This window comes from Ferruginibacter sp. HRS2-29, from assembly GCF_024343615.1.
Lineage (GTDB): Bacteria > Bacteroidota > Bacteroidia > Chitinophagales > Chitinophagaceae > Ferruginibacter.
Genome location: NZ_RJUB01000001.1, coordinates 109,654 through 122,778 on the forward strand (window position 1 = coordinate 109,654; position 13,125 = coordinate 122,778).

8 protein-coding genes are annotated in these 13,125 nt (G+C 45.4%); all 8 read right to left on the bottom strand.

From position 1 onward, the window contains the following. Nucleotides 1-41: 41 nt before the first annotated feature. The 8 genes from EGI32_RS00535 to EGI32_RS00570 all read right to left on the bottom strand — a co-directional run bounded on the left by EGI32_RS00535 (nucleotide 42) and on the right by EGI32_RS00570 (nucleotide 13,096). Complete coding sequence (locus tag EGI32_RS00535) at nucleotides 42-938, bottom strand: alpha/beta hydrolase (RefSeq protein WP_255153394.1); 897 nt, start codon at nucleotides 936-938, stop codon at nucleotides 42-44. 20 nt (nucleotides 939-958) lie between these two features. Further along, nucleotides 959-2,503, bottom strand: coding sequence for a RagB/SusD family nutrient uptake outer membrane protein (locus EGI32_RS00540; protein WP_255153395.1), 1,545 nt, complete (start codon nucleotides 2,501-2,503; stop codon nucleotides 959-961). Nucleotides 2,504-2,520: 17 nt separating this feature from the next. After that, the gene (locus tag EGI32_RS00545; protein ID WP_255153396.1) at nucleotides 2,521-5,658 is read right to left on the bottom strand and encodes a TonB-dependent receptor; all 3,138 of its coding nucleotides are present in this window, start codon (nucleotides 5,656-5,658) and stop codon (nucleotides 2,521-2,523) included. Nucleotides 5,659-5,734: 76 nt separating this feature from the next. Further along, the gene (locus EGI32_RS00550) at nucleotides 5,735-6,943 is read right to left on the bottom strand and encodes an alginate lyase family protein (protein WP_255153397.1); all 1,209 of its coding nucleotides are present in this window, start codon (nucleotides 6,941-6,943) and stop codon (nucleotides 5,735-5,737) included. A gap of 9 nt (nucleotides 6,944-6,952) precedes the next feature. Then, nucleotides 6,953-10,363 carry an S-layer family protein gene (locus EGI32_RS00555; RefSeq protein WP_255153398.1) on the bottom strand — a complete coding sequence of 1,137 codons (3,411 nt, stop codon included), beginning with the start codon at nucleotides 10,361-10,363 and terminating at the stop codon, nucleotides 6,953-6,955. Nucleotides 10,364-10,387: 24 nt separating this feature from the next. After that, nucleotides 10,388-11,686, bottom strand: a complete 1,299-nt coding sequence (locus EGI32_RS00560) for an MFS transporter (protein ID WP_255153399.1) — start codon at nucleotides 11,684-11,686, stop codon at nucleotides 10,388-10,390. A 22-nt stretch (nucleotides 11,687-11,708) separates the two neighbouring features. Then, complete coding sequence (locus EGI32_RS00565) at nucleotides 11,709-12,707, bottom strand: right-handed parallel beta-helix repeat-containing protein (RefSeq protein WP_255153400.1); 999 nt, start codon at nucleotides 12,705-12,707, stop codon at nucleotides 11,709-11,711. A 20-nt stretch (nucleotides 12,708-12,727) separates the two neighbouring features. Next, nucleotides 12,728-13,096, bottom strand: a complete 369-nt coding sequence (locus tag EGI32_RS00570; protein ID WP_255153401.1) for a cupin domain-containing protein — start codon at nucleotides 13,094-13,096, stop codon at nucleotides 12,728-12,730. Nucleotides 13,097-13,125: the final 29 nt, after the last annotated feature.

Consider the following 13,125-nt stretch of genomic DNA (forward strand, 5'->3'; position numbering starts at 1 on the left):
TGGTTCCATTAAGATCAACCGATGGTTGATCATGAATTTGATCATCTGTTTCCAAGCCCTAGGCCAAGCAAAAATTCCGCGATAGCTTTATTCACTTTTGAATTTTCTTCCTTCGGAAATTTACCATGCTGCCCTCCCGGCACTGTGATGAATTGTGTTTTCACACCCATCTCCAAAAACTTCTTATGAAGTTCCACCGATTGTTCATACGGCACTATCGGATCTGCATCGCCATGTACGATGAAAGTGGGAGGACTATTTTTTGTTACATAGGTGATGGGCGAAACGGTCTTTGCAAATTCCTGGTCCTTTGCTTTCGCCCCCAACCACTGCGTTGCAGATCTACTCGTTTTGTGAACGCCATACCCCCAATCCCACACATCGGTAATACCATATTTATCCACGATAGCCGCCACCTTGATATTTTCAACACCGGCGCAATTGTTATCAAAGCGGTGATCATTGGCCAGCAAACCTCCCATCAGCGCAAGATGCCCACCGGCACTGCCGCCCATGATGACGATCTTGTTTACGTCAATGTTGAGCGCCTTTGCATTTTTGATAAGGTAGATCAATGCGCAACGGGTATCTTCTACTGCCGCCGGCGCTGTTGCCTGTCCGCTAAGACGATACTCGATATTCGCGACAGCAAACCCCATTTTGAAAAAAGTGTTGAACCCTGTCTGCGATTCTTTCACACCTTTGTTCCATCCACCGCCATGTATGTTGATGACCACCGGCGTAGGTGTGCCCGACTTTGCAGGAAGATAAATATCCATCTTCCCTTCCCAATCATTTACTTTAGCATAAACGGTATTTAACTGTGCAGTAAACCCTGCTGGTAATTCAACGGGCTTAAACGTAGTATCCTTAGGTGTTTCCTGAGCTGAAGCATTTAATGAAAATGCCAGCATTCCGATAAAAAATAGTCTTTTCATAAACTGGTGTTTTTTATAAATTAATATCCTGGATTCTGTGGTATGGCCAATTGTGTATTGGTATCGATCTCCCTCTGCGGTATCGGCAGCAACATCCTGTCCCTGGTTGTTTGTGCATATAATTCCGCCAAAGTTGGTGCCGGCGCTACATACAGCGCATAATGCGATGCGAATTCATGCGCAAAATGATCTTTCATCGTTTGTTCAGAAGTGATGGTCGTCATCGTCACATTGAAACGCAGCAGATCGAAGAAACGCTGATTTTCGAATGCGAATTCAATCCTCCTTTCATTCGACAGGGCTTTTTCAAATTCCGCCACCGAAGTGATATTGGCCATGGTATACGGTGCAAGTCCTGTCCTTACCCTTACAGCATTGATACGGTCAAGGCTCGGTTGTGTGTACCCCTGCGCGTCCGCAAGCATGAGGAGAATATCAGCATAGCGAAGAACCGGCCAGTCGTTTTCCGCATCATCCGTTAAGGTAACTGGTGAGAAAAATTTCTTTACATAAAACTTGGCGGCCGTTCCGCTGCCGTAAACACCGATGAGCGTTGGTTTACGAAGATCCCCATTGGTAGCTGTATCGATCTCTGCTGTTGGATAATTCAATCCATCACCATCTCCATTGATCACATTGGAACCGGTTCCTAATGGAGCAAATGTATTGGCAAAGGATGAGCCAAGCCCTATTCCGCCTGCCTTGTAACGGATCGTAAATAATATCTCCGCATTCATTTCATTCGTGATGGAAAACACATCGGCATAATTGTTCAACAAAGAATACCCGCTGTTGGTGATCACATCCTGCAGAAGCGGAATAGCATCTGCTTTTCTGTTCAATGTGAGGTAAACCTTTGCCAGCAAGCCTTTCGCAGCCCACCTCGTTGCTTTACCAATATCATCGGCAGCTATCTGGTTAAATTTCAGAGGGCCCAGTAAAGTGGATGCGTTGGTGAGATCGGCCTGGATGAGTTTGTAAATATCTGCTACAGAAGAACGGTTGATCGTTTTTGCTTCAGCCGCCGATACAGGCGTATGGATCAGAAAAACACCGCCATATAACCGTACCAGGTTGAAATAGTGATAAGCCCTGATGAACATGGCTTCTCCGGCAAACTGCCTGATCTGTGCATCAGAAATAGGAATGGTGATCGGGTTGAAAGTAAGTGTCCCGTTTGCGGGATCGTACACCACACCCAATCTTTGCAATACGATATTGGCATTGCGGATATTATTATAAGTGCTTAGCCAGTATTGATAATTGGCCTGGTGCGATGTATTGGGCGTAAACATATCGAGATCACTCAGGTCCCGGTTGGTAGACGCGGTACTACCCGGCTGGCCTTGTTTTGAGTTATCACTCCGCAATTCTGTAAGTTGCCATTCCTGCAGCATCGGGCGCTGCAGGCCGTTGTAGCATCCATTGAGCGCTGCCCTGACTTCTCCGGCGTTTGCATAGTTATCTGCATTGAGGTTGGATAACGGATCAAGATCGATCACTTTTTTGCAACCAAACATACTTATGATCAAAGCCAGGATGGTGAATTGTTGTAAACGTTTCATAAAAATATTTTTGGCAATTAAAAGTTTATATCAAGTCCGAATAAAAATGTTTTTGGCATCGGGAAACTTCCACGTTGGTATCCATCCACCAATGGTGTATTATATGGGCCGGTTGAAAAACGTGCTTCCGTGTTAATTCCCCTATACCCTTTCGCTGAATGGAAATAAAGGTTCTGTGCAGAAAAATAAGCACGGATACCACCCAGTTTTACTTTCTCAGAAAGTTTTTTGAAAGTATACCCGATCACTACTTCACGCAATGCATAATAAGAAGCATCTTCCACCACATAATCCGTCAGCATCCAGTTGAAACCTACAGTAGAATACGGCGTTTTGCCATCTCCCGGGAACATCGGGCTGAGCCACCGGTTCGTGTTGTAATTTTTATTATAACGTTTTGTTTCGTTGTAATTAGGATCGCCATTCACCAGTTCACCGCCCTGTGATCCCTGGAAAGTAAATGTCACATCCAGGTTTTTATAAGTCAGGTTATTCGTTACGCCCCAGGTAAATGAAGGATAAGGATCACCCGTCACTACGCGGTCTTTATCATCAATCACATTATCACCATTCACGTCTACCAGTTTCAATCCGCCTGGTACGAATACATTGCTCAAAGCGCTCGTCAATCCTGCTGCACGTGCTGCGTCTATCTGTGCCTGTGAGAGCCATACCCCATCGGTTTTGTACCCGAAATATTGTATCAACGGGCTTCCAACTTTATTGTAATATAATTCTGTGCGTTCGCCCTGGTTCAACAGGAATGCCTCTTCACCCAACTGTTCGATCTTGTTTTTATTGTGAGCAATGTTGGCGGAAGTAGACCAGCGAAAATCTTTCCTGCGGATGTTATTTGTTGTCACTTCAAATTCAATACCTGTATTTTTCAGGCTGCCGATATTGTTCCAAACCTGTGGTACACCGCTGAAGCCCATGGATGATTGCCTGAGCAACAACTGGTCTGTTTTGGAACGATACACATCGAGGGAAAAACTGATCGCGTTGTTTAACACCGTCATATCCACACCTCCATTGTATTGGAACGTACGTTCCCAGGTGATGTCTTTATTTGAAAGGATATCCCGCGAAGGGGTTTGTCCGGTGGTGATAGTCCCGGTACCGGTACCGAATGGATAGTTGGCAGCATACAACAGATCCACATAAGCGAAATCGCCGATGCGGTTATTCCCCGTCACACCATAACTTCCACGAAACTTCAGGCTGTTGATCCAGTCTGCTTTTTCAAGAAATTTTTCTTTTGAAGCTACCCACCCAACAGATACGGCCGGGACGGATCCCCATTTTTTGCCAGGGGCAAAATAAGAACTGCCGTCTTCCCTGTAGGTTGCAGTAAGCAGATATTTATTTTTATAGGCGTACGTCACACGGCCCAGAACAGACAAAAGCCCGATCTGGTTTTTCAGGTTGAAAGTATTGGCCTGGTCGATCTGCAAAGCGTTGTTCAACGTGGTGATGTTATCACTCGGATAATTCAACCCTGTCGTTTGTTCATCCCTGATAGTTGTCTTTTGAGCGGTGAAACCCGCCAATACACTAAAAGAATGATCATCGATGTTCTTCACATAATTCAATGTATTCTCGGACAGCAGATCGATATACAACCGGTTGTTGTAAATACCTCTGTTCACATCACCATCTTTGTTTGAATTTCGTTTTGTAAAATCCAATGCATTGGTATAATTCACGTATACACTTGCCAGCGTTTTGAAGTCGAGCCCTTTAATTATATTATAAGTAAGATCGCCTGAAGTGAGCACCCTGTAATCGTTTGATGTGATGCTTCTTGTTTCCATGATAGACTTCGGGGTATTATTCGCTGTATTGAACGGATCAAGCGCAGCGGTACTGGTATAGGTTGTGCCATCCGGCATTAAGCCACTGTAGATCCTTCCGTTGAAATGCCTTGCCTGCGCAAAATCCCCGGCACGAATGGCTGCCCACGTGGACGATTGATTTACGAAAGCCGCACTGGCCGCGGTATGATAAATAGGCAGGAAAGACTGGAACCTTACAAAGTCGATAAAATTCACCGAAGGCCTTTCACGCTTGATGTAGGTTGGATTAAGATTGAAAGTAAGCCTGGCTTTTTTATTCAGCTGGATATCCAACTTGCTACGCACGCTATACTTATCATATTCGCTGTGATACATCATACCCTGGTCGCGTTGATAAGCGCCGGAGATATAATATTTCACCGCCTTTGTTCCTCCTGAAACACCCAGCTGTACATTTCTTACCGTGGCATCCCTCAATGCAGAACGTTGCCAGTCTGTACCTTGACCACCCATGATCGTATTCTCTACAATGTAAGCTGCACGCTCGTTGTTGGCGATGATGGCTGTACCGGTTGGCACAGGAATACTTGGATCCTGTGCTTTCAACGCTGCTTCATAATACAAGAGATTAGTGTATTCCGTTGTCGACATCATCGGGTACAATTCGTATTGCGTTTTGATACCGCTCGATAATTTGAGAGAGTATTTCGCCTTATCCGCCTTACCGCTTTTTGTAGTGATGATGATAACACCGCTTGCACCACGCGAACCATAGATCGCCGCAGAAGCCGCATCCTTCAACACTTCCACTGATTCCACATCGGCCATATTCACAAACTGCAGGCCATCCGGAACCGGGTGGCCATCCACTACTACCAGCGGGCTTGCACCGGCATTCACCGAACTCAACCCTCTTACACGAACCTTAGGATCGGAACCCGCTTCAGAAGATACGTTCTGTATCTGTACACCGGCGATCTTTCCCTGTAAGGCCTGATCAAGCCTTGTCACAGGTGATTCATCCAAACGATCATTTTTATATTTTGATACGGCGCCGGTCACGCTGGATTTCTTTTGTGTACCATATCCTATCACCACTACTTCATCCATCGAGTTGGCTGCAGCGGCAAGTGAAAGATCAATATTGGTTCTTCCCTCGATCGCCACTGTTTGCGTCACATACCCCACATAAGAAAAAATAAGCACGGATGCGGAAGCCGGGACTTTTATGGAATAGGTTCCATCAGCGCCCGTTGTTACTCCCGACTTAGCTTTATCAGCCAACACGTTTACGCCCTGCAGCGGCAGGTTATTGGCCTGGCTCAACACCCTGCCGGTAATGGTTTTTGTTTGTGCCATTGCCATGTTTACCAACAATAGCAGAGGCACAAAAATCAAGCAACGAATTTTTTTCATAACAGCAGTCTTTATTATTTTAAAAATCAGAATCGGTCAATAGTTTCAGTCTTAATGTTGCAGCATCCTTTGCCGCAATCTCTTTTATAGTTGTGATACAATTTTTACAACCATATTTTTTATTACCATAATAGAGTATGGGATAACTTTCATCGTACTCGTAAGGCTTTATCTGTGGGCCATCCCATTGTTTTTCTTTCGCAAGATAAGGGCGCAGTTCATCGAACCCTTTTTTCAACGACTTGCCGGATGGCGTTACAAGATTCCAGAAATCGGCCGGCGTTTTTTCCGACATTTTTGCGATCACAAAAAGCGCATCCATTACAAAAGTTGAATAATGAAGCGATATCGTGCGTTCCATTTCCCGGGGAAATCTCCCTGACCCGTCCATTTGTTTATCAAGACGTGCCGCCGCATGTTCAACGGTTTTCGTGGCCAAAGCTGCGCTATCAAGAAATAATGCGATGGACAATCGTTGTGCATCATACCAGGAGCCATGATTGTTTTGGGCATTCATTTCTTCCACCCCATTCCTGCTCGTCTGCATCCAGTTAAGATATTGCCTGAACCAATTCTTCATGGAAGCCTGATCGGAATCTTTCCAGCTTTTTGCACCAGCCAGTAAACCGATGGCGTCAATCAGTTTTACAAAATGACGGGTATCGATCATACCTGCACCACGGCCTGTATTGTGACCTTTCATTGCCTGCGCAAAATTGAGGTTCGGGTTCATTTTTGTGGCAGTATCTATGAACCATACACGAAGTAAGTTTGATGCATGGCCTGCATATTTCGCGTCGCCGGAAAAATAATAAGCGAGTGAAAGCGTATGCACGATCTCACATAGTTTGGGCAGGTATTCTTTATCCTTATATTCTTTCACTTCCGGATTTGTCTGTCCATCTTTTCTTATATAAGGCAAACCATCTGCTTTGGAAGGATCCGGCCAGAAGTATGGAGCAAGGCTCATATAGTCATGTTTGTCGCCGCTTGGCGGTACATTCTTTTTTTCCATCACACTTACCGGGCCAAACGCAAGTGCCTTATCAGCATCCTTTAACAATTTTTTGTACGCAGGAAGTAAACCCTCGTCATTTTTCTTGATGCGTGTTTTATTACGTTGTAATATCCCTGCATCAATAGAAAAAACCGTTGGGGCTTGTTGCGCAAGCGAAACAGATAAACCTGCGAACCAAATGAATGCAATGAATAATATTGATCCTTTCATAATAGATTTTTATTTTACAACTGCTACAGTCTTTTTAAGATAAACCCCATCTCCTCTTATCACCACTACATAAATACCTGACGGGAAACGCGACATATCGATGAAAGAATTGATGAAACCCTTTGGCATAAAGAGGTTGCGGACAAATACGGTTTGCCCGGCCATGTTCACCAAAGTGATATCACCAAGCCTTGGCCGGGGTGAATAAACTCTTACTGTCATATTCGAACTGCTCGTCATAAATACATTGAGGTATTGTTGTGTAGTATCAGTTGCCGGAAAAATTGTCAACCTCCCGTTAGTAGTGGTGATATTATAATTACCAGATGTGGCGCCGGTTGGTGTGAGCACATAATAACCCGGAGCGGAATTTAACCCTGCAATAGTGGATACCACCGGAGGAGTAGTAAGATTTGCTACAGTTTCGCCCAATACAAAACCTGTGTAGGTAATAGTGAAAGCAGGGTTTTCTGTCCTTTCCACTTTAGCGGTATCACGCACCCTGATGGTCAATGGAACTTTATTTACCGTCAGCGTCCTGGTTACATCAGTTGCAGGGGTATATCCAAGGTTACCTGCCTGCGATACAGTGATGTTGCTTGTTCCGGCACCAACAATGTGGATACTTGTACCAACAATAGTGGCAACATTGGTATTGCTGCTTACATAGGTAAGCGGAATGGTATTGTTGGTGCTTGTTGCTCCGATGGCGAAATCGGCATTGCCATAATTTTTCAGCGGCAGTGTATTGAAAGTGATCGTTTGCGCTTGTTGTGCCTGCACAGAGAGTATCGCGTTCACAAAAGTGATATCATAATTAGCGGCTGTAGCGCCATTCACCACAATCGGGTAATCACCCACCGGAGATGCGGCTGTAGCACTGGTAGAAATATTTACGGGAGTAAGCAGCACAGCTTCAGTTTCTGCATAAGCAAAAGCACTATACGTAAACGTTAGTACCGGTACCGGGGCTGAAAAGAACTTTATTTTATTTTCAGCAGTTATAGTAAGCGGCGCTTTATTTACGGTAAGCGTTTGTGTAGCACTTGCTGCCGGATAAAATCCGTCGCTGGCCTGGCTGGCAGTGATCACCGCAGTTCCCGCACCGGTAATGTGAATGTCGCCGTTCACAATAGTTGCTACAGCATTGTTATCACTGCTGTACACGATCGGTTGTGTGGTGTTCAGGCTGACTGCACCGCCGTTGAAGTCAGCATTCCCATAAGTTTTTACAGGAAGTGTATTAAAGATGAATGGCTGTGTTGGCGGAACAGAGCCTATCGCATAAGCGCCCAAACCGGTTACAGTAGCCGCTGCAATGTTGGCAACATTATCTCCGGGGGCCAATGGTTGCGAAAAATTTACCCCATTGTTATAAATGATACCAATGTCGGTTCCTGGTAAAGTGGTAAAAGTAGAACCCTCCAGGCCGGGCTGCCATCCCAGCTGAAGATCTACGTTACCCGTTCCCGTTATCCTGTTGATATTCCATACGGCATTCACTACAGATTGTTTTTGAGATGGTGTAAATGTAGTACCAGTAACGGTTCCATTGGTAGTAATACCTTCGAATGCGGCAACAGTAAACGCGGATGGGTTCACCGGGTTTAATGTTACCGGCAGATAATCGGAAGCCGTACCGACAGGAATGATGGCAGAGGTGGCAAGGCCGTCGTATTGTATGATGCCCTGGTCGCCGGTGGTCGTATTTGCTGTAGTAGCGATGTAATTATTTAGTCCGAATGCCCCCGTTATGGAAGCACCTGAAACGATGTGTACTGTGTCTAACGGACGTAATGTGAGTTTGGCATTGATGCCCAAATGATCCAGTAAGGTAATTCCCCTGTTGGCAGTAACCGGTGCATTGATCTCTACAAAACCCGCATTGATAAAGGTATTGGTAGAACCCGATGATATCCCGAAAGGAGTGGTCGTGGCCGCGTTGATGATATAATTAGTTCCGCTTTGGAAAGATTTGGTTCCGGTAACAACTACAGAACCTGTGAGCGTATCCATCCCGTTTGCATGGCTGGTAGCCAATGTTGCCGTGTCATTCAGAAATGCCAAAGCTACTCCTGTGCCTGCTGCGGTTACCGGTTGCGAAAGATTGATCGTAGCATTTGCCGGCGAAGACCCGACCACAGTGGTATTGGCAGGGATACCCGCACCTGTTACTGTAAGGCCGTTGACACTACCCATCGTGCCGGTGATGCCCGTGACCTGGTAACTGCCGGCAACAAAATTTCCATTCAATGCAGCTGCCGTCGTGTTCGTTCTGGAAGTGAATGTACCGGTACCGGTTACCTGTGAAGTATTAAAATTAATATCACCAAAATCATTCAGCAATGTATTTACTTCCAGGCTGCGATTCAAGACCACACTGGAATTATCCCCCACGATGATAGAAGGTGCTATGATATCTCCTGTGCCGGAAATGGTTTGTGTACCGCTTCCACCAAGTACCAACACATTGGTACCAGCATTGGTGGTATAAGTCCCGTTTATGATAAGATCACCCAACACGGCCGTTTGCCCGCTGGTGTGTGTTCGAAATGTTGCGCCGGATTCCACATTCAATGTACCGATCCGGTATAAAGGACCATCGCACAAAAAAGAAGCGCCGTTCTCCACCAACAAATTTCCATATCCTTTGCCTGCGGCAAAAGAGCCAAAACCGCTTACAGCATTGCTTGCACGATGATGCCAGTTGCTGCCCGGGCGTAAGTCAACCGCCGAGAAAGTAGAATTATTTCCTAAAGGACTATACCCTCCGTTAAATATAAGATTTGCTCCTGCAAGAAAAACAACACTACCCGGCGCAGATTGCGTGCTGCTGCCAAATGCATATACCGCACTTGCCGGCGTGAGATTAGTTGTAAATGTTGCGCCACTGTTAAATACGAAACCTCCTGCCGTTTGATTGGTGATCCTGTGTTGTGCCGTATTCGATAAAGAAAGATTTCCAGAAATATTTCCTGTGCTGCCTGCGGGCAATGCGATCACTACACTGCCATCCGCCAAAGGCGAATTGATGGTAAGTGACGATCCGGCATCTATCACAAAGTCATCTCCTGCTGCGCCACTCACCGTCATTGTACCGGTTCCTCCCCCGCCCGTGGGGCGCTGAAAAAAAACGTTGGCATTTCCGGTGATCTTCAACTGGCCGAGCGTTGTTGAACTTATTGTAGCTGTAACCGTTCCGGTTGTGGGAACAGTACCACCGATGTTGGTACCATCGATGATCAGGATATCGGATGCGGAAGCCGCCCCCCTCGTGGTTCCCGAACCATTCAGTGCGGTATTCCAGTTGCCATTGGAAGTGAAGCTGACAGGACCTGTACCACCTACCCAGTAATAGGTTTGGCTGAAGGCGGCCACTGCAGCGAACATCACAACAAAAGTCAATAAAAATTTTTTCATAACAGCAGATTTAATCAGGGTTGTTTAGGCAATCGTTTTATGTTCAGTAATTTTTTTGGATGATATGAATGTGATACAAAGCCACGCGGCCGGAACCAGTAGCGCCCCTAATACAAAAAATGAATTGTATCCTGTTTTGGTAATGACCGGTACAAGGTTCGTTATTACGATCGTACCCAGCACTGCGGCAGTGCCCCCCATCCCTGAAACGGTACCTACATTTTTTCCGTGGAAATAATCGGAAGGCAAAGTCTGGATATTATTTATCAGGAATTGAAAACCAAACAATGTAGCACTGATGAGCGTCAACGCCAGGTCGGTATTATCTTTCAGTTGATCGAGATAGATAACGATACCTACAAGCCCGGCAAGCATGATGACACAACCAATTGTGATGGCATTCTTGCGTGCCTTCACCGCAGGTATCCCTTTTTTGATCTGCCAGGATGAAAAGAATCCTCCCGCGAGTCCGCCGATGGCCGCGAATAAATAAGGTAGCCATGCAAAAGCGCCGACCTGTTTCAAATCAAAATTGAATTGTTCTTTCAAAAAAGTAGGAAGCCATGTTAGGAACATCCACCATACCGGGTCGATGAAAAAACGCGAAGCGATGATACCCCAGGTGTTTTTAAATTGAAGCAACTGTTTCCAGGTATATGGTTTTTCTTCAGTAACGATCACAGCTTTTTCCAATCCTTTGTTCTGAATATGATCGAGTTCCTCTTTAGTGATCCACGGGTGTTTGTCGGGTGTAGCCTTGTTGATGATCAGCCATGGAATCAGCCATACTATTCCCAATACAGCAATTCCGGCAAATGTAGCACGCCATCCGAAAGCCAGGTAAATGGCTGCAATCACTGGTGCTGCAACCACAGAACCGAGCGAAGCTCCTGCACCGAATATTCCCTGCGCAATTGCCCTTTCTTTTGGCGGAAACCATTCCCCGTTGCTTTTTGTAGCGCCTGGCCAGTTTCCGGCCTCACTAACGCCCAGCATTACCCGAAAAATATTAAACGACATAAGCGATCTTGCCAAAGCATGCAGAGCGATCGAAATACTCCACCCCACTATTGATACTGCCATTCCAAGCCTTGTGCCGATAGCATCCATCATCTTACCGGTAACGCTTTGCCCTATCGCATATGCCACCATAAAAAAAGTAGTGATGAGCGCCAACGCATTTTTATTATCGGCCTCCGCAATGCCGAATTCTTTGTAGATATAAGGCCACATATAATTGATGGCGCTCCGGTCGATGTAATTGATAACCGTTGCAATGCCTATCAGGCCGATGATCCACCAACGTAGTCCTTTTACTTTCATATAGAAGCCTTATCGATATTAATTAATTGCTCAATGGAATATCCGCTATTCCACTGGCAGCACCTTTCACTGTATTGTTACTGTACACTTTATTACCAACAGTAGTACCGTTGCTACCGCTCAATTGTATGCTAAAGCCATAACCGGCACCGTTGACGGTAGAAATATTTCCTTTAAATTCATTGTTATTCCCCCAGCCGTTTACCGCACAATGTACCTGGTAGCCATCTTTGAAAACATTATTCCCGGGATTCGTACCGGTGTTATTTTCAATGATACTGTTGTTGCCCTTTACATCTATCCAGCTATCGGCACTGTTAGCACCGGTAATACCGGCGGCATCGAAAAAATTATTTCGTATAGCCGTTCCCGTTGTACCTTCTTTTATATCGATACATTCGGCGCTGATACCAGGCCCGATGCGGCATTCCGTGACTGTATTGGAATCGCACAGATCCGGTTTTCCATTGGAATATTTTGCCCAGTTATTTTTTGCTGAGCCGATATAAATTCCTTCACCATAATCCGCCGTCTTCAATCCTGTGTTGCTGATGATACACTTGCTGATAATATTATGGCTGCTGAATTTTCGCAGATGAATTCCCTCTTCCCCCGTTTCAGATACTTTCAGATCCTCCAGTACATTGTGATTGGCGCCATCAACAATGATCCCTTTCAATCCATTGGTAACACTAAATCCTTTAAGCAACCACCACGACCCCTGCAAATGAAACACATAACCGGTATTGATGCTTCCGGCATCCAATATTGCATGGCGGCTACCCGTAAGCGTTATGACCTTTGATGCTGTTCCGTTTATTCCTACAGGCACTACAAATTTTCCTTTATACACACCATCAGCCAATACTATCTCATCACCCGGCCTGGCGGTTTCCAACGCTGTTTTCAATTCTGCCGAAGTGGACACATCAACCCTACGCACTTGCAGGTGCATCGCAGTACCTGCCATGATCTTATCACCACAGGTTAATGACAATAATAAAAAAGCGATATGTAGCATGTATCTCACCCGGATAAAAATTATGCGGTTTTTGTTACTATAAAATCTTCCCTCATAGGGCTGAAAATGTCTATCAGCACACCTGCTTCAAGGCATACTGCGCCATGCCATACATGAGGTGGAATATAAAAGCCATCTCCGGATTTCAGTACTTTTTTCTCACCGGCGATCTCTATTTCAAATACACCACGTTCAACGTGAGTGATCTGCGTGTGATAGTGTTGATGCACGGTCCCGATACCCCCGGTCTCAAACTCAACCTTCACCAGCATTACCCTTTCATCATAACTCATGATCTTTCTTTTCACCCCCTCGCCTACGGTTTCCCAGGGAATATCTTCGTTGTAAATAAATACGGTTGAGTTTTCAATAGTTGCGGTTGATTCCATTGTCGTTAGTTTTATATTCAGAATTTTTA